Below are 24,414 nucleotides of genomic sequence, written 5' to 3' on the forward strand. Positions count from 1 at the left end.
TAGTCCTGCATGACCCTGGCGCTGATCGTCATTCTCCCTTTGCTTGGCAGCCTGCTGCCGCTGTTGTTCAACAATCAGGGTCGTTCCCTGTGCGCCTCTATGACCATGGTCGCACCGGTTATCGGGCTGGTGCTGCTGTGGCAGCACGTCGATGCGGTGTTTGCCGGCCAGGCGGTGATCCATTCCTGGCCCTGGTTGAGCGAGCTGGGGCTGAATATCAGCTTTCGTCTTGATGGGCTGAGTTTCCTTTTTGCATTGATGATCCAGGGCATCGGCCTGCTGGTGATTCTTTACGCACGTTATTACCTGTCCAAACGCGACCCCATGGGGCGCTTCTTCTGCTATCTGCTGCTGTTCATGTCGGCGATGCTGGGCGTGGTGCTGTCCGAGAACCTGCTGCTGATGATGGTGTTCTGGGAGATGACCAGCCTGTCGTCCTTCCTGTTGATCAGCTACTGGTCGCATTCCACCGATGCGCGCAAGGGCGCCCGCATGGCGTTGGCAGTGACTGGCGCGGGTGGTCTGGCGCTGCTGGCCGGTGTGCTGCTGCTGGGGCAGGTGGTGGGCAGTTACGAACTCACTGATGTCTTTGCCGCCGGTGAGCTGATTCGCGCCCATGCGCTCTACCCGGTGATTCTGGCGCTGGTGCTGCTGGGGGTGTTTACCAAGTCGGCGCAGTTCCCGTTCCATTTCTGGTTGCCGCATGCGATGGCGGCGCCGACGCCGGTTTCGGCGTACTTGCACTCGGCAACCATGGTCAAGGCTGGTGTTTTCGTGCTGGCGCGCCTGTATCCGGCGCTGGCCGACACCGATCTCTGGTTCTACCTGGTCAGCAGTGCCGGCATGGCGACTCTGCTGGTGGGGGCCTGCACGGCGCTGTTCCAGCATGATCTCAAGGGCCTGCTGGCCTATTCCACCATCAGCCACCTGGGCCTGATCACGCTGCTGTTTGGTCTGGATACCCGGCTGGCTGCGGTCGCTGCGGTATTCCATATCATCAACCATGCGACCTTCAAGGCGTCGCTGTTCATGGCGGCGGGCATTATCGACCACGAAACGGGCACCCGTGACATGCGCCGCATCAACGGGTTGCTGCGGTACATGCCGCACACGGCAACGCTGGCGATGGTGGCAGCCTCGGCGATGGCCGGTGTGCCGCTGCTAAACGGCTTCCTCAGTAAAGAGATGTTCTTTACCGAGACCCTGGAGCAGCACATGCTGGGCAGCTTCAGCTGGTTGATTCCGCTGGGCGCTACCCTGGGCGGCGTGTTCTCGGTGGCCTACTCGCTGCGCTTTATTCACGATGTGTTTTTCAACGGCAAGCCGGTCAACCTGCCCAAGTATCCGCCGCATGAGCCACCGCGATACATGAAGGTGCCGGTGGAGGTGCTGGTGGCCATGTGTCTGGCGGTTGGTCTGGCACCGGGCTTTACCGTGGCCGGCCTGCTGGCCACCGCGGCGGCGGCCACCGTGGGTGGCCCGTTGCCGGAATACAGCCTGGCCATCTGGCATGGGTTTAACCTGCCGCTGTTGATGAGTGTTGTCGCCATGCTGGTGGGTATCGCGGTGTATTCGGCGCGCCGGCCGCTGTTTGCCTGGTATGCACGTCAGCGCGATGTAGACGCCAAGCTGGTGTTTGAAAGAGTGGTGCAGACGGCCGTGCGTGGGGCGGCGCGTATGACCTTGCTGCTGGAGAACGCCTCGTTGCAGCGCTACCTGACCTGCCTGCTGCTCAGCGCCCTGGTGGTCACCGGCTGGTGGCTGTGGCGCCTGCCTGCACTGCAGGGGCCGGTGGCATTGACGCCCGTCGATGGTGTGACCATGGCGGCGGCGGTGGTGATGATGTTGGGCGCACTGGCGACCGTGTACTGGCACCGCATGCGCCTGGTCTCGCTAACCATGTTGAGTGTGGTCGGTCTGGTTGTCTCGCTGGCGTTTGCCCGGTTTGCGGCACCTGATCTTGCGTTGACGCAGATTTCGGTCGAGGTGGTAACCATCGTTTTGCTGATGCTGGCGCTGTTCTTCCTGCCGGCGCGCACGCCGCGTGAATCCTCGGCGCTGCGGCGGGGCAGGGACATGCTGATTGCCGGCGGCTGTGGCCTGCTGGTGGGTGGTCTGGCCTTTGGCATGCTGACGCGTCCTTATGACAGCATCTCGGACTTCTTCCTGGCCAACTCGGTCACCGGCGGTGGTGGGCATAACGTCGTCAACGTGATTCTGGTGGACTTCCGCGGCTTCGATACCATGGGTGAGGTGACGGTGCTGGCGATTGCTGCCATTGCCATCTACGCGCTGATCGATGGCCTGCGCCTGCGTGTACCGGGCGGCGACAGCCTGGGCAAACCCTGGGCCCAGCGCGGTGAGCTGCTGATGCTGGTCAACCTGTCCCATGTCTTGCTGCCGCTGGCGCTGATGATCTCGGTTTATATCTTCCTGCGTGGTCACAACTTGCCCGGCGGTGGCTTTATCGCCGGCCTGATCACCTCGGTAGCGTTGATTCTGCAATATGTTGCCAGTGGCGAGGCCTGGACCTCCGAACGCTGGCCGGTTAATTACCACTGGCTGGCCGGGGCCGGCGTGTTGATTGCCGGGGCGACCGGGCTGGGTAGCTGGGCCTTCGGTTATCCCTTCCTGACCAGTGCGTTTGATCACTTCCATATTCCGCTGGTGGGGGATATTGAGCTGGCAACGGCGATGCTGTTTGACCTGGGCGTCTATCTCACGGTGGTGGGTGCGACGCTGCTGATTCTGGCGAACCTGGGCAAGCTGCCCCAGGGCCGCCCAAGCGAAGGAGAGATCTGATGGAGCTGCTTTACGCCGTGGCCCTGGCCGTGCTGACCAGCTGCGGTATCTATCTGATGCTGCGTGCGCGCACCTTTCCTGTGGTCGTCGGGCTGGCGTTGCTGAGTTATGCGGTGAACCTGTTTTTGTTTGCCACCGGCCGTCTGGCGGAGGCCGCACCCGCGGTGCTGGGCAAGGCCGAGGTCTATGCTGACCCGCTGCCCCAGGCGCTGGTGCTGACCGCCATTGTGATCGGTTTTGCCATGACCGCCTATGCGCTGGTGCTGGCGCTGCGCGCCCAGGGTGAGCTGGACAGTGACCACGTTGACGGCAAGGGAGACCATTGATGAGTCACCTGCCGATTATGCCGGTGCTGGTCCCCATGTTTGTGGGGGCGTTGCTGCTGGTGCTGCGTGGCACCCTGGACATGAAACGTGCGCTGGCCCTGCTGGCGACGCTGGTACAGGTCCTGCTGGCGAGCCTGTTGATGGTGCAGGCCAGCCAGGGCACGCAGGTCTATGCGCTGGGTAACTGGATGCCGCCCTTTGGCATCGTGCTGGTGGTGGATCGCCTCAGCGCCTTGTTGCTGCTGGTGACCTCGGTGCTGGCCAGTGGCGCGTTGTTGTATGCGATCCGCGGTGATGATGCGGCGGGGCGTAATTTCCATCCACTGTTCCAGTTCCAGTTGATGGGGATTAACGGCGCCTTTCTGACCGGCGACCTGTTCAACCTCTTCGTGTTCTTCGAGATTCTGCTGATTGCGTCTTACGCCTTGTTATTGCATGGGGCGGGGTCTGCACGGGTGCGTTCGGGTTTGCACTACCTGCTGCTGAACCTCACCGGCTCGGCGCTCTTTCTGATCGCAGTAGGGACGCTCTACGGGGTTACCGGCACGCTGAATATGGCAGACATGGCCTTGCGCGTGCGTGAGCTGGGCGCAGACGATGCGCCGCTGGTTGGCGCGGCGGGCATGTTGCTGCTGGTGGTGTTTGGACTGAAGACGGCGTTTTTCCCGCTGTATTTCTGGTTGCCGCGGGCCTATGCCGCTGCCAGTGCGCCGGTCGGTGCCCTGTTTGCGATCATGACCAAGGTCGGGCTGTACTCGATATTGCGGGTCTACACCCTGATTTTCGGCCCTGAGGCCGGCCCGCTGGTCGATATGGCGGTTGGCTGGCTCTGGCCGCTCGCCTTGGTGACCCTGGGCCTGGGCGCCATCGGTGCGCTGGCGGCGAGCACCCTCAACGCCCTGAGCGCCTATCTGGTGGTGGTGTCGGTAGGCACTCTGCTGGCCGGTGTGTCCCTGGGCACCGAAGAGGCGCTCAGTGCCAGCTTGTATTACCTGATGCATTCCACCTGGATTTCCGGCGCGTTGTTCCTGCTGACCGGCATGCTTCAACGGGTGCGTGGGCCGCGCTTTGCTGCGCGTCTGGTCGCAGGGCCTGCGTTGCCGCATCCGATGCTGCTGGGTGGGCTGTTCTTCCTGGCAGCCATGGCGGTTGCCGGTATGCCGCCGTTGTCAGGTTTTCTGGGCAAATTGATGCTGCTGGGCGCCGCTGGTAGCGGACGTGAGGCGGCCTGGCTGTATCCGGTGGTGCTCGGTAGCGGGCTGCTGGCGCTGATTGCCCTTAGCCGCGCGGGCAGCACACTGTTCTGGCGCCATACCGATGTCGCGCCCTCGGGCGAGCCGCTGGACGGCATGCGTTTGACGGCTACCCTGTTGCTGCTGCTGTGCAGCCCGGCGCTGGTGGTTTTTGCTGCTCCCACGCTGGAGTATCTGAACCAGACGGCAACGCAGTTGTTACAGCCGCAGGGCTATATCGATGCCGTCATGTCTGTTGTGCCGGCCACGGGGGAGGCGCCATGAAACGACCTGATCGCTGGTTTCCGCACCCCTGGCTGACCGTCACACTGGTGGTCGGCTGGCTGCTGCTGATGAACTCGTTGTCCTTCGGCAATCTGCTGATGGGCCTGGTGCTGGGGGTGATCATTCCCTGGCTGACCCACGTCTTCTGGCCTGCCTCACGCTATCGCCTGCGGGTTGGCAAGCTGGTGTTGTTTGTTGCTCGGGTGGTCACCGATATCGTGCTGGCCAACCTGCAGGTGGCGCGTCTTATTCTGGGGCCGCGCCGCGACCTGCGTCCTGCCTTTGTCAATTACCCGCTGACGCTGGAGAGCGACTTCTCCATCAGCGTGCTGGCCAGCACGATTTCGCTGACGCCCGGCACCGTCTCGGCGGACATCAGCGCTGATCGCAAGTGGCTGCTGATTCACGGCCTGGACGTCGGTGATGAGGTGGCGTTGATCGAGCAGATACGCCTGCGCTACGAAGAACCAATTCGGGAGATATTCGAATGCTCGACACCGTAGTGCTTATCTGTCTGGGCATTATCAGCCTGGCCATGGTGTTGACCTTTGTGCGACTGGTGCGCGGCCCGGATCTGCCGGACCGCATCCTGGCGTTGGATACCCTCTACATCAATGCCATTGCACTGATCATGCTGTTGGGGTTGTACCTGGACTCCAACCTGTTTTTTGAAGCGGCGCTGCTGATTGCAGTCATGGGCTTCGTCAGTACTGTTGCCATCGCCAAGCATCTGCTGCGTGGCAATATCATCGAATAGGAGGTTGCGGCATGGGCGGGGCAAGCTGGATGGAATGGCTGGTTGCAGCGCTGCTGCTGACCGGTAGCCTGTTTGCGCTGGTTGGGGCTATCGGCTTGTGCAAGCTGCCGGACTTTTTCATGCGCCTGCACGGGCCAACCAAGGCGACCACGCTCGGTGTGGGCTCGCTGGTAGTCGGCTCAATGGTCTACTTCAGCGTGCAGAGCGGCGCGCCGAGTTTGCATGAGCTGCTGATTACCTTTTTCCTGTTTATCACCGCGCCGGTCAGCGCCCACATGCTGGCCAAGGCGGCGATGCATGAAAAGCTGCGCCGCGAAGCACGCACCCGCGGCGAGCCCTGGGATCAGTAGGCCACGGCAAGCCGTGGCCAGGTAGGATCAGTCTGAGGTTGCCGGCGCCTTGACGCGCGGAAAGCCGAACACGATGGCCAATGCCGCCATCAGACCCAACAGCCAGCAGTAGTGCACCTGGGTGATCAACGCCAGAGGCGACAGGGCCGCCAGCGAGCCGGCCAGCAGAATCTGCGCGCCGTAGGGTATCAACCCCTGTACCACGCAGGAGAAGATATCCAGCAGGCTCGCACTGCGCCGTGGGTCAACGTTGTAGTGGTCGGCCAGGTCCTTGGCAACGCTGCCACTGATGATGATGGCCACGGTGTTATTGGCGACAAACAGGTTGGTTGCGGCAACCAGGCCTGCGATACCGGTTTCACCGCTGCGCCGCCCGGCGTTATGTGCCGCCAGAGCCTGAATGCGCTCGCGCAGCCAGTCCAGCCCGCCCTCCTGCTTCATGATGGCCGACAGGCCGCCAATCAGCATCGACAGCACCATGATTTCCAGCATGCCGGCAAAGCCCTGATAGATGTCATTGCCGTAGGTCGCCAACTGGTATTCCGGCGTGACCAGCATGCCGGTAATGCCGGACAGAATGATGCCGGTCATTAGCACAATCATCACATCCAGGCCAAAGAGGGCGAGGATGAGTACCACCAGATAAGGCATGACCAGACGGTAGTTGAATTCGACCGGCTCCGGCTGAACGCTGGTGTCGCCCAGCAGGAACAACACCACCAGCGTCAGCAGCATGGCCGGCAAGGCGATGGTCAGGTTGAGCCTGAACTTGTCGCGCATGCCCACGCCCTGGGTGCGGGTGGCGGCGATGGTGGTATCAGAGATGATCGACAGGTTATCGCCCGCCATGGCGCCGCCCACCACCGCTCCGATGGCCAGCGGCAAGGACAGCCCGGTGACCTCGGCAAAGCCTAGCGCGATCGGCACCAGCGCACCGATCGTGCCCATGGACGTACCCATAGAGGTGGAAATGAACACCGCAATGACAAACAGGCCTGGCAGGATAAGGCTGGGCGGCAGGATGCTCAGGCCCATGTTGACGGTGGCATCAACACCGCCAATTGCCTTGGTCACGCTGGAAAAGGCGCCGGCGAGCAGAAACACCAACGCCATGGTGATGATGTTGCGGTCACCGATGCCGTCAATGAATGTTTGCAGGTTGTCGCGGTAGCTGGGTTTGGCCAGCAGCAGGCCGAGGATGATAGCCGGCAGAATCGCCACCGGTGCCTTGATCTGGTAGAAGGCAAAGTCGGTGCCGGTCAGGCTGTAGTAAATGCCGCTGCCAAGAAAAATCAGCAGGAACAGCAGCAGCGGCAGCAGGGCCGATGCACGTGGTTGAACGGGTGCTTGCATGAAAAGGGTCTCTGTATAACGAACAATGCCGTCGTAGTGACGGCAGCGTTCGGTATTCTAGCAGAGACCTGCCGGCTGCCGGGTACAGCCGGTCGGCGTCAGGGCGCCAGGGCGATGCTCGAGGCGGGTTTGCGCGGGGTGATGTTGATCACCACACGGCGGTTCAGCTCGCGGCCTTCTGCGGTGCTGTTGTCGGCCCGTGGCGCGGCTTCACCCTCGCTGCGCAGCTGCATATTGTGACGGCTGACACCGCCCAGTTGCAGTACGCTGGCGACTGCCTGTGCCCGCTCCATGCTTAACTGCTGGTTGAGGTTGTCATCGCCCTGGCTGTCGCTGTGGCCGGTAACCTGGATATTGCTGTCGGTGGCGCCGCGCAGCACCTTGGCCACCCGGGACAGCGGGACCAGACCGGAAGGCAGCAGCAGGGTGCGTTTGGGGTGGAAATTGCCGTTAACCGGGATGATCAGGCGAATTTCTTCACCGCTGTTTTCGATTTCGTACTTCTCCTCCAGGGCGATGGCTGTCAGTTCAGCCATGTGCAGTTGGGCCCAGGGAGTGGCTTCGGGAGTTGGCGGCGGAACCGGGGCTGGTTCTTTGCTGGCGCAGCCGGCCAGGAACAGACAGCCCAACAGAGAAAAGGTAGAAATCAGCTTCATTATTGTTAATCCATAGATGCAACGGGAACAAAATGCCGCTTGGTTGAATCGCAAGCGAATAACTGCGGCACAGAGTAGCATCGGCTTGTGCGTTTGTGACCTGCCGTATGTCATGATTTACGCGGTATTTAAAGGAGTTCACAGATTGATGCGTATTCGTTGGAGCGCCATGGCGTTGGCCGTGCCCCTGTTGCTGAGTGGCTGCAGTGCGTTCGAAGGGTATTTTTCTGGCCCGGAGCAGCGCTTCAGCGGATTGCTGGAGCGCTCTGGGGCTGATTACGTGCTGCGCGAGTGTGGTAGCCGCGAGGTGCTGCCGGTGCAGTCGAGCGAGGCGCTGGATGCGCTCTGGCAGCAAACGGCGCAGCCGGGGCAAACCGCCATTTTTGCCGAGCTGATGGCGCGCCAGGGCGCGCAGCTGGTACCGGGGGAGGTGCTGCGCATGCAGTCTCACGGCCGCGGCTGCGCTGACCAGACTGGTGCGGATGCCCAGTGGGTCGCCGTGAGCTATCAACCGGGCTGGCAGGCCACGCTGGACGGGCGAGGGCTGCATCGCAGCGAGCAGGGCCAGTCCGAGGTGACCGACTCGATCATGGTGGAATACCTGCCTGACGGTTCGTTGAACGCGGCCTCGCTGCCGGCGCACCGGGTGCAGCTGTGGCTGTATCCGCAGGCCTGCCAGGAGCCGCTCAGCGGTGACTACTTTCACATGCGCGCCACCCTGGTGGTGGATGGCGAGCAGCGCAGCGGCTGCGCTTATCGCGGCCGCCAGCCGACGGGTCAGCCGCCGAGGTAGGCCTTGCGCACCTCGGGGTTGGCCAGCAGGGCGTCGCCACTGTCTTCCAGCACTATGTGACCGTGCTCCATCACATAGCCGCGATCGGCCAGTTTGAGCGCCTGGTTGGCGTTCTGTTCGACCAGGAACACGGTAACGCCTTGCTGGCGTAACTGCTCGATGATCTCGAATATCTGCTGAATGATGATGGGGGCCAGCCCCAGCGACGGCTCGTCGAGAAGCAACAAACGTGGCTTGCTCATCAGCGCACGGCCGATAGCGAGCATCTGCTGCTCACCGCCAGACATGGTGCCGGCGCGCTGGGCAAAACGCTCCTTCAGGCGCGGAAACAGTGTCAGCACGGTATCCATCTGCACCTGCCGGGTTTCCTTGTCGCTGAAAAAACCGCCCATGCTGAGGTTTTCTTCCACCGTCAGGCGTGAGAACACGCGCCGACCTTCCGGCACGATGGCGATATCTTTGCGCATGATCTGGGCGGTGGTCAGCCCGGTCAGCTCCTCGCCTTCGTAGCGAATGCTGCCGGTGGTGGCGCGCGGATCGCCGCACAGGGTCATCAGCAGGGTGGTCTTGCCGGCGCCGTTGGCACCGATCAGGGTGACGATCTCGCCGCGCTGGACCTCCAGGTTGACCTCGTGCAGGGCCTGAATCTTGCCGTAGTGGGTTGATACGTTCTTCATGTACAGCATGTCAGGCAATCCTCAGGTTTCACCCAGATAGGCTTTGATGACGTCCGGGTTCTGCTTGATCTCATCCGGCGTGCCGGCAGCCAGCGGGCGGCCCTGGTTGATCACCACGATGCGGTCGGAAATGCTCATGACCAGCTTCATGTCGTGCTCGATCAGCAGCACGGTGATCTGGTGCTGGTCGCGCAATTCGCTGATCAGTTCCTTGAGGTCATCGGTTTCTCGCGGGTTGAGGCCGGCAGCCGGCTCATCCAGCATCAGCAGCTTGGGCTGAGTCACCATGCAGCGGGCAATCTCCAGCCGGCGCTGCTGACCGTAGGCCAGGGTGTTGGCGGGGCGGTTGGCAAAGGCGTGCAGGTCAACGCGGTCCAGCCAGTAGGCGGCGCGCTCCAGCGCTTCCTGCTCGCTGCGCCGGTAGCCCGGGGTCTTGAACAGGCCAGACAGTAGATTGGTGTTCATGTGCTGATGTTGGGCAACCAGCAGGTTTTCCACCACGGTCATTTCCTTGAACAGGCGAACGTGCTGGAAAGTGCGAATCATGCCGCGCCGGGCCACCTTGAAGCCCGGCATGCCCTGAATCTCGCGGCCGTCAAAGATGATCTTGCCGCCACTGGGCTTGTAAAAACCGGTCAGGCAGTTGAATACCGTGGTCTTGCCGGCGCCGTTGGGGCCGATCATGGAAACGATTTGCCCGGGCTCGACACTCAGGTGCACGCCGTCCACGGCCAGCAGGCCGCCAAAGCGCATAGTCAGGCCCGAAACATCCAGAAGGGGGCGGCTCATGTACGTAACTCCAGGTGCGGACGGCTCATCGGTAGCAGACCCTGCGGTCGCCAGATCATCATCAGCACCATCATCAGGCCGAACAGCAGCATGCGGTACTCATCAAACTCGCGGGCCATTTCCGGAAGGATGGTCATGATGATTGCAGCCAGGATGACCCCGACCTGCGAACCCATGCCGCCCAACACCACAATGGCGAGAATGATCGCGGACTCGATAAAGGTGAAGGATTCCGGGCTGATAAAGCCCTGGCGAGCGGCGAAGAAGCACCCGGCAAAACCGGCGAAGGTGGCGCCAATGGTGAATGCGCTGAGCTTGACCGCAGTGGGGTTGATACCCAGCGCACGGCAGGCAATTTCATCTTCGCGCAGCGCTTCCCAGGCGCGGCCAATGGGCATGCGCAGTAGACGGTTGATCACGAACAGGGTAATCAGCACCAGCAGCAGGGCCAGCAGGTAGAGGAAGATAATGCGGTGCTCCGAGCTGTAGCTGATGCCGACAAAGTCATGAAAACTCTGCATGCCTTCGCTGGCGCGGCGGCTGAATTCCAGGCCGAACAGGGTCGGTTTGGGGATACCGCCGATACCGTTGGGGCCATTGGTCAGCCAGGTCATGTTGTTGAGCAGGATGCGGATGATCTCGCCAAAGCCCAGGGTGACGATCGCCAGATAGTCGCCGCGCAGACGCAGTACCGGAAAGCCCAGCAAAAAGCCGAACAGCGCTGCCAGCAGGCCGGCAACCAGCAGGCCGGTCCAGAAGCCGACATCAAAATACATGGCCATCAGCGCATAGCCGTAGGCGCCAACGGCGTAGAAGCCGACGTAGCCCAGGTCCAGCAGGCCGGCCAGGCCAACCACGATGTTCAGGCCCAGGCCCAGCATCACATAGATGAGCACCAGGGTGCCGAGGTCCGTGCCGCCGCGATTGGACAGGAAGGGCCAGATAATCGCTGCGGCGATCATGAAGCACCAGAACAGGCGACGCAGTGCCGGTTTGTGGCTTACCTCAACCAGCTTCTGCGGAGCTTTGGGCAGGCCCGGCAGGCCCTTCCAGAGTGCGCTCAGCTGATCGCGGAAAAGATTGAAGAAGAACAGGAAAGCGGCGGCTGCGCCGATCTTCCAGTACACATCCGGACCGGCGCCGACCAGGCTCAGCGTGGTGCCTTGCTGGTTCAGGCGAATGCCCAGCAGCAGCCCGGCGAGGATGGCGACGACCACTGCGGAGATGATCGCCGGCTTGAGGTTGGCGCGCATCATACTTTCTCCACCTCCGGACGGCCGAGGATACCGCTGGGGCGAAATAACAGAATCAGAATCAGCAGGGCAAAGGCCACGACGTCCTTGTATTCGGTGCTGAAGTAACCGGCGGTGATGGCTTCGGTTACGCCCAGCAGCAGGCCGCCGAGCACCGCACCAGGGATACTGCCGATGCCACCGAGTACGGCGGCGGTGAAGGCCTTAAGGCCGGCCATAAAGCCGATGTAGGGGTTGATCACGCCGTAGTACATGCCCAACAGTACGCCGGCGATGGCGGCCAGGGCGGCGCCAATGACAAAGGTCAGGGCGATGATGCCGTTGGTGTTGATGCCCAATAGGTTGGTCATCTTCAGGTCTTCGGCGCAGGCGCGGCAGGCGCGGCCCATGCGCGAGCGGGAAATAAACATCGTCAGGCCGAACATAGTGATCAGGGTGACGACAAAAATGATCATCTGCATGTAGGACAGGGTGGCGTGAAAGCCCTCATGGGGTCCGATGTCGATACCACCGGAAATCATGGTGGGCATGGCGATGTCGCGCGAACCCTGGGCGATACGCACCAGATTCTGCAGGAAAATCGACATGCCGATAGCGGAGATCAGCGGGATCAGGCGGTTGCCGCCGCGCAGCGGGCGATAGGCAACACGCTCGATACTGTAACCGTAGGCACTGGTCACCATCATGCTGATGGCAAAGGCCGCGACGATCATCAGGGGCACCGATTCGATGCCGAACATCGCCAATGCGGCAATGACGATAAAGGCGATGTAGCTGCCGATCATGTAAATCTCGCCGTGGGCGAAATTGATCATGCCGATGATGCCGTACACCATGGTGTAACCAATGGCGATCAGGGCATAGGTACTGCCCACGGTCAGGCCGTTGATCAGCTGCTGAATAAAGTAATAGAGGGACTCTGGCATGGCCATGACACCAATAATGCTGGGGGACTATTGCCGCCGCGCGGGCAGCAAATAAAAGGGCCTGCCAACGGAGGTTGGACAGGCCCTGAGCGGTCGTGCTTACTCGGTCATTGCGGTCTTGGTGGCGTCGGCGTGCCATTCATAGACAACAAAGTTGAAGTCCTTCAGGTCGCCCTTTTCGTCAAAGGCCAGGGTGCCTGTCGGGGTGTCGAAGCTGTTGCTGCGCAGGGCTTCGGCGACAGCTTCGGTGTCGGTGCTGTCGGCCAGCTTGATGCCGTCGGCGATGACCTGTACCGCAGCGTAAGCCGGGAAGACAAAGGCGCCGGACGGGTCTTCATTCTTGGCCTGGAACGCCTCAACCAGGTGGGCGTTGGCCGGGTCCTGGTCAAATGCCTTGGGCAGGGTGACCAGCAGGCCTTCGGAGGCTTCGCCGGCGATGGCGGAAATGTCGGTGTTACCGACGCCTTCCGGACCCATGAAGCCAACGTCCAGGCCCTGCTCGGCAGCCTGGCGCAGGATCAGGCCCAGTTCAGGGTGGTAGCCGCCGTAGTAGACGAAATCAACGCCTTCCTGGCGCAGCTTGGCGATCAGCGCAGAGAAATCCTTGTCGCCTGCGGTGATGCCTTCAAATACCGGCACTTCAATGCCTGCTTCGGTCAGCACGTCACGCACAGCGGTAGCGATACCTTCGCCGTACTGCTGTTTGTCGTGGATGACGGCAACCTTGCTGGGTTTGACCTGCTGGGCGATGTAGTTACCGGCGGTCGGGCCTTGCAGGCTGTCCAGACCAATGGTGCGGAAGATCATCTGATAGCCGCGCTCGGTGATTTCCGGGCTGGTGGAAGCGGCGGTGATCATCAGAATGCCTTCTTCCTCATAGATGTCGGAAGCGGGCTGGGTGGAGCTGGAGCAGAGGTGGCCAACGACAAAGCTGATGCCTTCGTTGACGATACGGTTGGCAACCGCGACGGCCTGTTTCGGGTCGCAGGCGTCGTCAAACACAACCCCTTCGAGCTGGCTGCCGTTCACGCCGCCAGCCTTGTTGATCTGCTCAATGGCCATCTTGGCGCCAATGAACTGCATGTCGCCGTACTGGGCGACCGGGCCGGTGACCGGGCCAGCCAGCGCAATCTTGATGGTGTCGGCTGCCAGTGCGCAGGTGCTGGCACCTGCCAGGGCTGCTGCGGCAATCATCTGGGAAAGTGCTTTTTTGTGTGCCATTTTCATGTCATCTGCTCGCTTGTGTTGTTATTCCGAAGTCGTGTTGGCTCGTACTTCTTTGCTAGAGAATGCAAACGCTGCGTGGAACTGTACCGGCGCAGTTTAGCAACCGCCGAGCCAGCAGGGAAAGCGGGCGTTTCACAAACCGGTTTTGTGTCCGCAAACTGCAACATTCTGTCTGTATGGCGACATGTTCGCGCTCGCATCCGTGTTTTCCGGCGAATTTGTGCTTTCGGCCAACTGCGTGCAGGCAGCGGGCTGTGGCGTCGGTCCGGGCATCCCTTGTATGCTTCGGCCCGAATAAACGGGGAGTTTTAACGGCAATGACAGTCTCGGATGAGGCCTACGCGGCCATTCTTGGTGCCACCGCTCAAATTGAATGGAGCGTACTGGAGCCGCATTTTGCACGCGGCGATCTGCTCGCTGTTGCAGCGCAGCTGGATCTGGTGGCGGTGGCGGCAGCCATGATGGAAGACAACAGCGAACTTATTAAAGGCTGGATGGAAGCCGGGCAGCTGCAGGTGGCCAGCGACGCGCAGGCAGCGGACTGGGCCGAGCGCCAGCCTGACACCCTGTGGGCGGTGGTGATCCGGCCCTGGGTGCTGGTGCAGGAACGAGCGGCCTGATTGCCCGCGGCCAGTTTTAGTTAAGTTGCAGCCTGCGCTGTGTTACCCACCGTTACCCCAATCTGGCGCGAACCCAGCCGCTCAGCGCATCCACCAGCAACACCATTGCCAGCATTGCCATTATTACGCTGGCGGCCTTGGATTGCTGGAACAGGCTGAGGGTTACATGCAGCATCTGACCCAGCCCGCCGGCGCCCACAAAGCCAAGCACGGCGGCCATGCGGATGTTGTTTTCCCAGCGATATAGCGTGTACGACAGCCACTGCGGCAGCACCCCGGGCAGGGTGCCGTAGATAAACGCGGCCACGCGTCCGGCGCCGGCATCACGCAGCGCCTGGGCGGGCGCTGACGGGGTGTTTTCCAGTGCTTCGGCAAACAGCCGGCCCAGTACGCCGGTGGTGTGCAGTGCCAGTGCCAGCGTGCCGGCAAAGGGCCCCAGTCCGGCAGCCAAAACCATCAACGCGGCCCAGACCAGTTCGGGTACTGAGCGCAGCGCATTGAGCAGCAGACGGCACAGGGCGCGCGCTGCCGCGCCCATGCGCCCGGCAGCCAGCAGGCTGAGCACGGCGCCGAACAGCGCGGCCAGGAGCGTGCCAATGGCAGAAATGGCCAGTGTCTCAAGCGCACCCCGCCACAGCTTGAGCAGCCAGGCCGGGCTGGTGTCCGGTGGAAAAAAGGCGGCAGCATAGTCGTACATCTGACTGCGCCCATCTGCGGTCAGCAGGGCACTGAGATCCAGCTGTAGCCAGATGAATGAGGATGCGATGGCTGCGACCAACAGGCACAGCGTGAGCAGATTGCCGCTCGCGCGCTTCATGCCAACCTCCGGCGCAGCTGCAGGCTGATCTGGTCGGCCAGCAGCACCAGCAGCAGAAAGGTAATCAGGATGCTGGCTACTTCGCCGCCGGCAAACATGCGCAGGGACAGATCGATCATCTGGCCAAGGCCGCCTGCGCCGACAAAGCCCATGACCACCGAGGCGCGCACCGCGCACTCCCAGCGATACAGGGTGTAGGACGTCAGCTCCTGTGCGGCGTTGGGCAGCAGACCATAGAAGAAGGCGGCGATGCGTGAGCTGCCGGACAGCAGCAGAGCCCGGGCTGGCGCCGGGTCAACCGACTCGAGTATCTCGGCGTACACCTTGCCGAGCATGCCGCTGTAGGTGATGGTGATGGCCAGCACCCCGGCCGTTGGCCCCAGGCCGACTGCGCGAACAAACAGCAGCGCCCAGACAATCTCCGGAATGCTGCGCAGCACCATCAACAACAGGCGCACCGGGTAGCGCAGTAGCCGTCCGAGTACGCCCGCGCGATCACTGAGCAGGCGTGAGACGGAGAGCGCGCGGGTGGCCAGTAGCGCAGCCGGTATGGCCAGCAGCAGTGCCAGTGTCATCCCGGCGGTTGCCATGGCCAGCGTCTCCAGCGTGGCCCTGCCGAGCAGGCGCAGAAAGTCCGCATCGCGTGCCGGTGGCCAGAACCCTGCGACAAAGCGGCCCATGGTGTCCAGGTTTTGGCTGTTGAACAGCACCTGCGGCCGAAACTCGGCGAGCTGCAGCCCGGGCCACAGTAGAGCGATCAGCAGCAGGGTGGTCAGCGCCCGCGGGAGAGCGGCCGGGTCGCGTGACTGCCATTGGTTGCTCTGGCGGATCATCAGGTGACTCAGCAGCGCCCGGGCCGCAGTGCGCCGGCCTGGGGGTGTGAAGGTGCAGCGGCGCTGGTCAGGCTATCGTTGGCGTACAGACTGGCTAGATCGGTCTGGCTGACCTCACTGCTGGCTTTATCGAACAACACGCGGCCATCGCGCAGGCCAAGCACCCGGGGGAAGTGCCGGAGGGCCAGATCGACCGCATGCAGGCTGGCCACCAGCGGGATGCCGCGCTCGCGTGCAACCGCGCCGAGCAGACCCAGGGTGTGGTCGGCCAAGACTGGGTCCATGGCTGATACCGGTTCGTCGGCGAGCAGCAGGTCGGGTTGCTGGTAGAGCGTACGGGCAATGCCGACACGCTGGAGTTGGCCGCCCGAGAGCTGATCACAGCGCTGAAACAGTTTATCGGCCAGGTCAAGGCGCGCCAGCTCCTGCCGTGCGCCGGCGGCGTCGACCGGATAACACAGCGAGAGCAGTGCGCGCAGCAGCGACCACTGGCCCAGTCGCCCGGCCAGAACGGCCGTTACCACCCGCTGGCGTGGAGGCAATGGCGGGCTTTGATGAATCAGGCCGATGCGGCTGCGCAGCCTGCGCAGGGCGCGGCCAGAGAGTTGGGCGGGCTGCTGCTCCAGCAGGCTGAGAGTGCCGCTGACTGGCTGCAGGCTGGTGCTCAGCAGACGCAGCAGGGTGGTTTTACCTGCCCCGGATGGGCCGATGATCGCCAGTTGCTCACCTGCCGCCACCTGCAGATCAATCGCCTGCAGCGCGCTCTGCCCGTTGGGGTGAGAATAACTCACCCCAGACAGGCGCAGGCTCACTCGAGCAGGCCGGCAGCGCGGGCGGCTTGCTCGATGCCCTCGTAGTTCTCGGGCGCGGTGGGGATAAAGCGAGACGCGCGCTGCAAGTCGAGGATGGCCTTGTGCTCGGGGTTTTCCGGATCAAGGGCGAGGAAGGCAGCCTTGATGCGCTCCACCAGCTCTGGCTCCAGGTCCCCGCGCACGGTCCAGTTGTAGTCATAGTAGGCAGGGGTGGTGCTGTAGACGCGCACCTTGTCGGTGTCGACCTTGTTTTCTTCCAGCAGCTTGTCCCAGACCGACGAGTTCAGCACCCCGGCGTCAACCTTGCCTGATTCGACCCAGGCCACGGTAGCGTCGTGGGCCCCGGAGAAGCCGACGCGGCTGAAGAAGGTGTCGGTGTCGATGCCGTCCCGCTGCAGGAAGTAGCGCGGCATCAGGTGGCCGGAGGTGGACGACACCGAGCCGAAGGCAAAGCTCTTGCCCTCCAGGTCGGCGTGGCTCTGCACGGCCGGGTCAGCGGTGATAAAGGTGCTGGTAAAGGCCTCATCCTGCTCGCGTTGTACCAGCGGTATGGCGTTGCCGGTGCGCAGCTTGGCCTGCACAAAGGTAAAGCCGCCAAGCCATGCCAGGTCCAGGCGCTTGGCTGCCAGCGCCTCTACGACGCCGGCGTAGTCGGACACCGGCTGAAAGACCACCGGTATGCCCAGCTCGGCCTCCAGATACTGGCCCAGCGGCTCGAATTTGCGCTGCAGCTCGGTAGGCGCTTCATCGGGGATGGCGGAGACGCGCAAGGTGGTGGTCTCGGCCTGGGCCGTGGCGGTGAACAGGGTGGCGACAGACAGGCACAGGCCGGCTAGCAGCGCCATGTGGCGATTGCGTGTGGACATGGTTTTTCTCCGGTTCAATAGCGGATGACTCGGGCCCGAGGGTCCACTCGGGCGAGGCGTGAGCAAAGTGTAGTGAAAAAAGCGGCCCGGGCGAAGCAGAGTGTTTTGCTGTATCGCCTATACTGGCCGGCCATTTCCACGGAGGACAGGCCATGAGCTGGCCCCTGGCTGCCAATTTGTCGTTGTTGTTCCCTGAACTGCCTTTGATTGAGCGTGTGGCCGCTGCCCGGCAGGCGGGCTTTGACGGGGTTGAGATTCAGTTTCCCTATGACACGCCAGCTAAACAGCTGGCGTCTGCGCTGGCTGCCGCAGAGCTGCCTCTGGTGCTCATCAACCTGCCGGCGGGCGATTTTGTCCAGGGCGGGCCAGGGCTCGCTGCTGTGCCGGCGCGCCAGGACGAATTTGACGCAGCCCTAGCCCAGGCACTGCGCTACGCCGCCGAGGTACGGCCGCAACGGGTCAACGTGCTGCCCGGGCGTCTGGCCGATGGTGTTGCGCGCGCAAGCGCGCTGGCCTGTCTGGTTGCCAACCTGCGGCGTGCGGCTGATGCCTTCGTCGAACTGGGGATCGGCGTGTGCTGTGAGGCAATCAATCGGCTGGATATCGAGGGCTTTCTGGTCGCGGGCTCGGCGGAGTTGGCCGAGCTGATCGCCGAGGTGGACCACCCCAATTGCAGTGCGCAGCTGGACTTCTATCATATGGCACGCATGGGAGAGGCGTTGCCGGCGTCGGTCGCTGCGCTGGCGGGACGCATTGGGCATGTGCAGTTTGCCGATGTACCCGGTCGCGGGGCGCCCGGCAGTGGTGAGATGGACTTCAGTTCGGCGTTGAATGCGTTACGTCAGGCGGATTACGAGGGTTGGCTGGCGGCTGAGTATCGGCCGGTAGCGGGTGACGCTACCTCACCGCAGTGGCTGGTTCAGTGGCGCCAGCAGGGCTGGGCCAAGGGTGGAGAAGCCTGAATACGGGCTGCTGCGGTCAAACGCCCGGGCCGCAGCGCACCTCGCGTGCGGTCGCCAGCTTATTGCCGCTGGCGTCCAGTAGCCAGCCAGCAGGCCCCCAGCCCCGTCGTGAGGCATGGAACTGATAGTGCTGCCCTGCTGCAAAGTCGGCGTATTCGACGGCAAGAATGCAGCGCCGCTCGCCCGCGCTGAAGCTGCCGCTGACGTCGCCACCGCCGCCGGGCACCTCGAAAAACAGCCGCACTTCGAGGCGGTGTTCGCCAGGCGTCAGGTCGGGGAACTGCAGGCCACCTACCGGTTCACCGTCCAGGCGAGAGGCCTGTAACCGGTTGGCAGCTTCTGTCTTCAGGCCCACGCGGGCGTGCGCGTTGTCCAGTGGCGGCAGGGGAGTAACAGAGCAGGCGCACAGCAGGGCCGCCATTGGCAGGCAAAGCAGGTATTTCAAAATCAGTGGCCTCCGTTGAGGTTTTCCATGTGCAGCGCTCGCTCGATATCAAGTCCAATGATCAGTACACCAATGATGGCGCCGGTTTGTGGATCGCGAACGCTGGTGCTGATATGAACCTGATACCGCTGGGTTGATTGATCGTACGCCAACTGGCTCATGTAGGGGCGGTCGGTACTGGCGAAGAAGGGCTCGGCGAATTTGGCCTCATCGCCTTGCCAGTAGTCGGTGGTCAGGCCGCTGACGGCGACATTCAGCCCTTGCTGGTCGGTCAGCAGTATCTCGCTGATCAGGCCTTCATGTTCTGCCTGGCGCGCGCGCAGCCAGTCGGCGGCAGGGCTGTTCAGCACGCTGTCGATCAGCGGCCCTGAGCCGTTGGCCTGCTCCTGCTGCCACTGCTGATCGCGGGCGTGGATCTGCTGCATGCTGAGCTGGTTGTGCTGGCTGTTGTGCTGTACGACGGCGTCGATCAGGCGCGGCTCCTCTTTCCATGGGCTAAAAAGCTGTGCATACAGCTGCTGCAGGCGCTCGCGCTCATCGGCCTGTAGTACGCCGATCTCCGGCAGGCAGCCATAGACCTGTTGGTTGAATTGATCAATAAAGCCGGGGTGGCGCGCAAGGTAGCGGTTGGAGAAGTACACGCCGAGTGTGGTGTAGCGCTGAAAGCGCGCATGCTTCGGACGCAGTACGGTCGGTTGGCGGGTCAGCTCGATACGCAGGGTCTGCTGGTCAGCCAGAAAGGCATCAATGCGGCCGCGTTGCAGCAGCTGCAGCAACTGGCTGGTGCTGCTCACCATCGGGGCCACGCGGTAGCCTTGCTGCTGCAGCCAATTGGCCTCATTGCTGCCGCGGATGCCCGCGACACGGAGCGGCGCGCGTGCGCCATCGGCGCGTGGTGGCACGGGCTCGTTGCTGTACCAGTACCACTTTTCCAGTGCCAGCGGTGCCGACAGGGTGGCAAAATTGCTGGCCCGATTCATGCTGGTAGCGGAAAAAAAACCGTCTGCCTTGTCATCGCTGACCTCATGGATGGCGCGCTCCCAAGGCAGCACGCGAATCTCGTACTGCAGATTCATTGCCTCGAATATGCAGGCCAGTGCCGTCACCGAGCTGCCGCTCAGACGGTCCCCTTCACGCACTTGATAGGGCGGAAAAATATCCGTGTTCAGGCATAGCGGGGCAGCGCCAGCGAGGCCGTTGGTCAGCATCAGCAGAAAGAGCAGCAGGGCGCGAAGCATGAAAGACGTCCTTGGGCAGTCAGGCTTTGTTAAGGAAGCACCGATTAATTCCACACGCCTTAACTATAGGGTATGAACCGGTGCTCATAAACCGGATTGCTGGCAGTTGATCAAGCGGACCGATAGCACTGGTTAGCAGGGATTTGGCGGTGCATGATATTCACCCTGTTTATTATCAACCAGTCTGCCCATAACGCGGACAGTGGAGGAGGCTCGCATGCAACAACTTCAGGGCAAGGTGGCGGTTATCACCGGCGGTGGTAGCGGTCTGGGACGTGAGCTGGCGCTGTGCTGTGCGGCGCGTGGTATGAAGCTGGTGCTGGGTGACGTAGACGAAAAGGGCATGCAGGAAACCCTGCGCCTGGTCGAGGCCCAGACCCCTGGCACCGAAAGCGCCACCATGCGACTGGACGTCTCCAAGCTGGAGCAGTTGCAGGCATTGGCCGAGCTGTGCACCTCGCGCTTTGGTGCGGCTCACGTGCTGTTTAACAACGCGGGTGTCAGTGTTGGCGGTGCGGCCTGGGAGAACACCGTCGATGACTGGGAATGGGTCATGGGTGTCAACCTGTACGGCGTGGTTTGGGGCGTGAAGACGTTCACTCCGATGATGATCGCCCAGGGTGAAGGTCATATCGTTAACACTGCCTCGGCGGCGGGTTGGGTGAATGGCCCGAACATGTCGGTCTACAACGTGACCAAGCACTCGGTTGTGGCGCTGTCCGAGACCCTGGCGCTGGACCTGCGTGACGCCGGTGCCAATGTCGGCGTGACTTGCCTGTGCCCGGCGTTCTTCCCCACCGGTATTCATGAGTCGGCGCGCAACCGCCCGGCTGACAAGGGTGACACCGTTGAGCTGAGCGAAACCGCGCTTAAGCGCGCCGAGCTGACCAAGGCTGCGATTCAGAAAGGCAAGATTCAGGCGTCCGATATTGCGGAAATGACCGTCAAGGCGGTGGAAGAGGATCAGTTCTATGTCTTCCCGCATCGCAAGATCAAGCAACTGATCGGCCTGCGTGCGCAGGCAGCTGCTGATGAGAAGACCGTTTTCGACTCGATGAATCCGTAAAGCTCTGCCTGTTGTACAGAAAACCCCGGCGCTCTCGCCGGGGTTTTTTATTGTCAGCCGGCCAGCGCCAGGCGCTGCTGGTTGCCGGAGGCGGGTGCCTGCAGCACAAACCCCTCGACGGCGGCGCGCATGTCCTGCCAGGCGGTCTTGTGCTCCATATCCAGAAAGTGCCCGGTGTGGGCGATGCTGGCAAAGCGAGCGTTGCGCGCCAGGTCGGCGAAGTGCCGCGCGTCCGCCGGCCCGGTGTACCTGTCCCACTCGCCATTGATAAACAGCAGCGGAATATCGATATTGCTCACACAGCGCATGTATTGATCGGCATCCAGCTCCAGCACCTGACGGATATGGAACAGCATCTGGCCGTACTCATGCTCATCCAGACTGCTGACGTGACGGAAGTTGCAGCGCTTGTAGAGAGAGGGCAGGTGTTCGCCAATGGTTTCGTTGATCAGCTCACCGATGGCCTGGCGATTGCAGGCAGCCAGGTGGGTCTTGCCGCGCGCGAGATAGTCTTGCATGGCTGGGTTGAGCACCGGCGCAAAGGAGGTTACCAGTGCCCGGCGAATCCGCGCAGGGCGCTGGGCCAGCGCCAGCATCGCCGCTACGCCGCCCCAGGAAAAGGACATCAGGTGGTCGGCGCGAAAGTGCTCGATCAGGTCCAGCAGAATCAGCGCTTCGTCTTCCTTGCCAATCAACGGCAGGGTCGGGTTGTGGGCCCGCGAATGGCCGCTGTAGGGCTGGTCAAATAGCACCACGTTGAACAGGGGCTGCAGATAGCGCAGGGTCTGGCCAAAGGAGGCTGCGGTGGCCAGCGAGCCGTTGACCAGAATGATGGTCGCATCGGTCTCGGGGTTAGGGTAGAACCAGGTGTGCACCTTCAAGTCACGGTGCACGCGAATAACGGCCTTCTCAGCGTACATGGGCACCTCGGTGTCAGTCGGTCAGCGCACGCCGATGGCGCGCAGGTCGGAGTCGACACCAGCTAAACCCAGACAGATGACAGCGACGTGTCACCGGAGCGCCGTTCAGGCGATCTTCACGGGGTTGTCATCTGTTGCAGGCAGGAGGTCAGCGCGCTGGCCCAGTCGGGTTGAGTAATACCGCATTCACGCTGCAGGCGCGTGCAGTCAAGAATGGCCGAGGCGGGGCGCCGTGCGGGTGTGGGGTACTCGGCGCTGGTCAGCGCTGAGAGCGTCGGTGCTTGCATGAGCAGGCCCAGCTGCACGGCGTTGGCGAAGATGCGCTGGGCAAAGTCATACCAGCTGCAGGGCGGGTTGCCGCTGTAGTGAAAGATCCCGTGAGCGTCGGGCAGCTCTGCCAGCTTCCACAAGGTTTGAGCGATGGCTTGCGCCGGCGTTGGGCCCCCTGTCTGGTCGCAGACGATGCCCAACTGCTGGCGCTCGGCGCCGAGGCGCAGCATGGTTTTTACAAAGTTGCCGCCGTGCGCGCCGAATACCCAGCTGGTACGCAGCACCAGCGCCTGCTCGCCCAAGGCCAGCGCCGCCTGTTCGCCCGCCAGTTTGCTGGCGCCGTAGACGTTGAGCGGCTTGCAGGGGGCGTCTTCTGCTAGTGCGGCGCCTGTGTCACCGGGGAAGACGTAGTCGGTGGACAGCTGGAACAGCCGTGCGCCAATGGCGCAGGCTGCCGCGCTCAGGTGCTCGACGGCGCTGGCGTTGATGGCGAAGGCGCGTTCGGGTTCGCTTTCGGCGCGGTCAACGGCGGTGTAGGCCGCGGCGTTGATAATCAGCTCGGGCCGCCAATGGCTTAGCAACTGGCTAATCTGCTGCGGCTCGCTCAGGTCCAGCTCACGGGAGCTTGGCGCCAGGCACTCAATGCCCTGCGGCTTGCAGGCGAGCAGGGCGTGGCCGACCTGACCGCTGCCCCCGGTGAGGAGAACGCGCATCAGCTATGCCTGCTTGCCAGTAGTGTTTGCAGTGTGGGGTTCTGGCGGTCCTTGTCAGACAGTTTCGGATCGCTGACGGGCCAGTCGATGGCCAGCGCCGGGTCATTCCAGAGCACACCGCCTTCATCCTGGGGTTGGTAGAAATCGGTACATTTGTACTCGAAGTCGGCTATCTCGCTAAGCACGCAAAAACCATGGGCGTAGCCCGGTGGCACCCACATCTGCAGGTGGTTGTCGTCTGAGAGAATGGCAGAAGCGTGCTGCCCACAGGTCGGTGAGTCCGGGTTGATATCCAGTACTACGTCGAATACGCAGCCGCGGCTGACGCGCACCAGCTTGCCCTGCGGACGACTGCGCTGGAAATGCAGGCCACGCAGTACGCCGCGTGCCGAGCGCGAGTGATTGTCCTGCACAAAGGGCTGGGTGATGCCCAGCTCGGCGTAGCGTTCGGTTTGAAAGGTTTCAATAAAGAAGCCTCGGCTGTCGCCGAACACCCGAGGTTCCAGAATCAGTACGCCGGGCAGCGCGGTTTCGCGTACCTTCATGGTTTGCCGTCCTGCTGCAGCAGGCGCAACAGATACTGGCCGTAGCCCGTCTTGCTCAGGGCGCTGGCCTCGGCGCGCAGGGTGTCGGCGCTGAGCCAGCCCTGGCGGTAGGCAATTTCCTCCAGGCAGGCAACCTTCAGGCCCTGGCGCGCCTCGATGGTTTGCACAAAGGAACTGGCGTCCATCAGTGAGTCGTGGGTGCCGGTGTCCAGCCAGGCAAAACCGCGCCCAAGCAGGCTGACGTTGAGGTCGCCGCGCTCCAGGTACGCCATGTTCACGTCGGTGATTTCCAGCTCGCCCCGAGCCGATGGTTTGATGCCGCGGGCGATCTCGATTACATCGTTGTCGTAGAAATACAGGCCGGTCACGGCGTAGTTGGATTTGGGCTGGGCCGGCTTTTCTTCAATTGATACCGCCATGCCTTGGTCATCAAACTCAACGACACCAAAGCGCTCGGGGTCGCTCACGTGATAACCGAACACGGTGGCACCACTGCCGCGCTGGGCCGCTTCGTTGAGCATGGCGCTGAAGCCGTAGCCATAGAAGATGTTGTCGCCCAGAATCAGGCAGACGTTGCTGTCGCCGATGAACTCTTCACCGATCAGAAAGGCTTGGGCCAGGCCGTCTGGAGAAGGCTGCTCTGCGTAGCTGAGGTGAATGCCAAAGTCGCTGCCATCGCCCAGCAGATTGCGAAAGTTGGGCAGGTCGTGCGGCGTGGAGATGATCAGGATCTCACGGATGCCGGCCAGCATCAGCACCGACAGCGGATAGTAGATCATCGGCTTGTCGTAGATTGGCAATAGCTGCTTGGAGATGCCGCGGGTGATCGGGTGCAAACGAGTGCCGGAACCGCCGGCGAGTATGATGCCTTTCATGATTGC

At 62.3% G+C, this 24,414-nt stretch carries 27 protein-coding genes; 10 read left to right on the plus strand and 17 right to left on the minus strand.

The features are described from left to right. The first annotated feature begins 9 nt into the window (after positions 1–9). From BM116_RS04270 to BM116_RS04295, 6 genes are read left to right on the plus strand one after another with little or no spacing between them, the layout of a single operon-like run. Complete coding sequence (locus tag BM116_RS04270; protein ID WP_083723593.1) at positions 10–2,802, plus strand: monovalent cation/H+ antiporter subunit A; 2,793 nt, start codon at positions 10–12, stop codon at positions 2,800–2,802. Beyond that, a complete protein-coding gene (locus BM116_RS04275; RefSeq protein WP_083723591.1) occupies positions 2,802–3,128 on the plus strand; it encodes a Na+/H+ antiporter subunit C in 327 nt (108 codons plus the stop codon). The genes BM116_RS04270 and BM116_RS04275 overlap by 1 nt, the downstream gene beginning before the upstream one ends. Continuing rightward, positions 3,128–4,645 carry a monovalent cation/H+ antiporter subunit D gene (locus BM116_RS04280; RefSeq protein ID WP_083723589.1) on the plus strand — a complete coding sequence of 506 codons (1,518 nt, stop codon included), beginning with the start codon at positions 3,128–3,130 and terminating at the stop codon, positions 4,643–4,645. Before BM116_RS04275 ends, BM116_RS04280 begins: the two co-directional genes overlap by 1 nt. After that, a complete protein-coding gene (locus tag BM116_RS04285; RefSeq protein WP_083723586.1) occupies positions 4,642–5,148 on the plus strand; it encodes a Na+/H+ antiporter subunit E in 507 nt (168 codons plus the stop codon). The genes BM116_RS04280 and BM116_RS04285 overlap by 4 nt, the downstream gene beginning before the upstream one ends. Next, on the plus strand, positions 5,133–5,402 hold the full coding sequence (locus BM116_RS04290) for a K+/H+ antiporter subunit F (RefSeq protein WP_083723584.1): 270 nt from the start codon (positions 5,133–5,135) through the stop codon (positions 5,400–5,402). The genes BM116_RS04285 and BM116_RS04290 overlap by 16 nt, the downstream gene beginning before the upstream one ends. Positions 5,403–5,413: 11 nt before the next feature. Further along, positions 5,414–5,752 carry a Na+/H+ antiporter subunit G gene (locus tag BM116_RS04295; RefSeq protein WP_083723582.1) on the plus strand — a complete coding sequence of 113 codons (339 nt, stop codon included), beginning with the start codon at positions 5,414–5,416 and terminating at the stop codon, positions 5,750–5,752. A gap of 27 nt (positions 5,753–5,779) precedes the next feature. Here the strand turns inward: BM116_RS04295 and BM116_RS04300 are convergent, their stop codons facing one another. After that, positions 5,780–7,105 carry a Na+/H+ antiporter NhaC family protein gene (locus tag BM116_RS04300; RefSeq protein WP_083723580.1) on the minus strand — a complete coding sequence of 442 codons (1,326 nt, stop codon included), beginning with the start codon at positions 7,103–7,105 and terminating at the stop codon, positions 5,780–5,782. A gap of 98 nt (positions 7,106–7,203) precedes the next feature. Next, the gene (locus BM116_RS04305; RefSeq protein WP_169847214.1) at positions 7,204–7,761 is read right to left on the minus strand and encodes an OmpA family protein; all 558 of its coding nucleotides are present in this window, start codon (positions 7,759–7,761) and stop codon (positions 7,204–7,206) included. Positions 7,762–7,909: 148 nt separating this feature from the next. On the opposite strand from BM116_RS04305, the gene BM116_RS04310 reads away from it, so the two are divergent. Then, a complete protein-coding gene (locus BM116_RS04310; RefSeq protein ID WP_083723576.1) occupies positions 7,910–8,554 on the plus strand; it encodes a hypothetical protein in 645 nt (214 codons plus the stop codon). Here the strand turns inward: BM116_RS04310 and BM116_RS04315 are convergent. The 5 genes from BM116_RS04315 to BM116_RS04335 all read right to left on the minus strand — a co-directional run bounded on the left by BM116_RS04315 (position 8,539) and on the right by BM116_RS04335 (position 13,426). Continuing rightward, positions 8,539–9,240, minus strand: a complete 702-nt coding sequence (locus BM116_RS04315; protein WP_083723574.1) for an ATP-binding cassette domain-containing protein — start codon at positions 9,238–9,240, stop codon at positions 8,539–8,541. The genes BM116_RS04310 and BM116_RS04315 overlap by 16 nt on opposite strands. Before the next feature lie 12 nt (positions 9,241–9,252). Continuing rightward, the gene (gene livG, locus BM116_RS04320) at positions 9,253–10,020 is read right to left on the minus strand and encodes a high-affinity branched-chain amino acid ABC transporter ATP-binding protein LivG (protein WP_083723572.1); all 768 of its coding nucleotides are present in this window, start codon (positions 10,018–10,020) and stop codon (positions 9,253–9,255) included. Continuing rightward, positions 10,017–11,273, minus strand: coding sequence for a high-affinity branched-chain amino acid ABC transporter permease LivM (livM, locus tag BM116_RS04325; RefSeq protein WP_083723785.1), 1,257 nt, complete (start codon positions 11,271–11,273; stop codon positions 10,017–10,019). Before livM ends, livG begins: the two co-directional genes overlap by 4 nt. Beyond that, on the minus strand, positions 11,273–12,199 hold the full coding sequence (gene livH / locus BM116_RS04330; RefSeq protein ID WP_083723783.1) for a high-affinity branched-chain amino acid ABC transporter permease LivH: 927 nt from the start codon (positions 12,197–12,199) through the stop codon (positions 11,273–11,275). The genes livM and livH overlap by 1 nt, the downstream gene beginning before the upstream one ends. A 99-nt stretch (positions 12,200–12,298) precedes the next feature. Further along, positions 12,299–13,426 (minus strand): branched-chain amino acid ABC transporter substrate-binding protein, encoded by a 1,128-nt coding sequence (locus BM116_RS04335; protein ID WP_083723570.1) that lies wholly within the window; start codon positions 13,424–13,426, stop codon positions 12,299–12,301. Positions 13,427–13,743: 317 nt separating this feature from the next. On the opposite strand from BM116_RS04335, the gene BM116_RS04340 reads away from it, so the two are divergent. Further along, positions 13,744–14,046, plus strand: coding sequence for a DUF2288 domain-containing protein (locus tag BM116_RS04340; RefSeq protein ID WP_083723568.1), 303 nt, complete (start codon positions 13,744–13,746; stop codon positions 14,044–14,046). Positions 14,047–14,098: 52 nt separating this feature from the next. On the opposite strand, the gene phnE is transcribed toward BM116_RS04340, so the two are convergent. Genes phnE through BM116_RS04360 form a run of 4 tightly spaced genes read right to left on the minus strand, consistent with a single transcriptional unit; the run spans position 14,099 to position 17,374 of the window. Beyond that, positions 14,099–14,863, minus strand: a complete 765-nt coding sequence (phnE, locus tag BM116_RS04345) for a phosphonate ABC transporter, permease protein PhnE (protein ID WP_083723566.1) — start codon at positions 14,861–14,863, stop codon at positions 14,099–14,101. Next, positions 14,860–15,696, minus strand: a complete 837-nt coding sequence (locus BM116_RS04350) for a PhnE/PtxC family ABC transporter permease (protein WP_083723564.1) — start codon at positions 15,694–15,696, stop codon at positions 14,860–14,862. Before BM116_RS04350 ends, phnE begins: the two co-directional genes overlap by 4 nt. An 8-nt stretch (positions 15,697–15,704) precedes the next feature. Then, complete coding sequence (locus BM116_RS04355) at positions 15,705–16,508, minus strand: phosphonate ABC transporter ATP-binding protein (protein WP_083723562.1); 804 nt, start codon at positions 16,506–16,508, stop codon at positions 15,705–15,707. After that, positions 16,505–17,374 (minus strand): putative selenate ABC transporter substrate-binding protein, encoded by an 870-nt coding sequence (locus BM116_RS04360; RefSeq protein ID WP_083723560.1) that lies wholly within the window; start codon positions 17,372–17,374, stop codon positions 16,505–16,507. Before BM116_RS04360 ends, BM116_RS04355 begins: the two co-directional genes overlap by 4 nt. Before the next feature lie 152 nt (positions 17,375–17,526). Between BM116_RS04360 and BM116_RS04365 the strand changes: the two genes are divergently transcribed. Beyond that, positions 17,527–18,336, plus strand: coding sequence for a hydroxypyruvate isomerase family protein (locus BM116_RS04365; protein ID WP_083723558.1), 810 nt, complete (start codon positions 17,527–17,529; stop codon positions 18,334–18,336). Positions 18,337–18,352: 16 nt separating this feature from the next. Here the strand turns inward: BM116_RS04365 and BM116_RS04370 are convergent, their stop codons facing one another. Next, a complete protein-coding gene (locus BM116_RS04370) occupies positions 18,353–18,781 on the minus strand; it encodes a PA0061/PA0062 family lipoprotein (RefSeq protein WP_139056935.1) in 429 nt (142 codons plus the stop codon). A gap of 2 nt (positions 18,782–18,783) precedes the next feature. Beyond that, on the minus strand, positions 18,784–20,019 hold the full coding sequence (locus BM116_RS04375) for a transporter substrate-binding domain-containing protein (protein ID WP_083723554.1): 1,236 nt from the start codon (positions 20,017–20,019) through the stop codon (positions 18,784–18,786). A 217-nt stretch (positions 20,020–20,236) separates the two neighbouring features. Between BM116_RS04375 and BM116_RS04380 the strand changes: the two genes are divergently transcribed. Next, entirely contained in the window at positions 20,237–21,085 is an 849-nt protein-coding gene (locus BM116_RS04380) for an SDR family NAD(P)-dependent oxidoreductase (RefSeq protein WP_083723552.1), read from the plus strand. Between the two features lie 53 nt (positions 21,086–21,138). Here BM116_RS04380 and BM116_RS04385 read toward each other — a convergent pair whose 3' ends face one another. From BM116_RS04385 to rfbA, 4 genes are all read right to left on the minus strand, one after another. Continuing rightward, positions 21,139–22,005: an alpha/beta fold hydrolase gene (locus tag BM116_RS04385; RefSeq protein WP_083723550.1), complete on the minus strand. Its 867-nt coding sequence runs from the start codon at positions 22,003–22,005 to the stop codon at positions 21,139–21,141. A 116-nt stretch (positions 22,006–22,121) separates the two neighbouring features. Further along, positions 22,122–22,988 carry a dTDP-4-dehydrorhamnose reductase gene (rfbD, locus tag BM116_RS04390; RefSeq protein ID WP_083723548.1) on the minus strand — a complete coding sequence of 289 codons (867 nt, stop codon included), beginning with the start codon at positions 22,986–22,988 and terminating at the stop codon, positions 22,122–22,124. Beyond that, a complete protein-coding gene (gene rfbC / locus BM116_RS04395) occupies positions 22,988–23,533 on the minus strand; it encodes a dTDP-4-dehydrorhamnose 3,5-epimerase (RefSeq protein ID WP_083723546.1) in 546 nt (181 codons plus the stop codon). Before rfbC ends, rfbD begins: the two co-directional genes overlap by 1 nt. Continuing rightward, a complete protein-coding gene (gene rfbA, locus BM116_RS04400; protein ID WP_083723544.1) occupies positions 23,530–24,408 on the minus strand; it encodes a glucose-1-phosphate thymidylyltransferase RfbA in 879 nt (292 codons plus the stop codon). The genes rfbC and rfbA overlap by 4 nt, the downstream gene beginning before the upstream one ends. Positions 24,409–24,414 lie beyond the last annotated feature (6 nt).

It is taken from the genome of Halopseudomonas pachastrellae (assembly GCF_900114765.1).
GTDB classification, from domain to species: domain Bacteria; phylum Pseudomonadota; class Gammaproteobacteria; order Pseudomonadales; family Pseudomonadaceae; genus Halopseudomonas; species Halopseudomonas pachastrellae.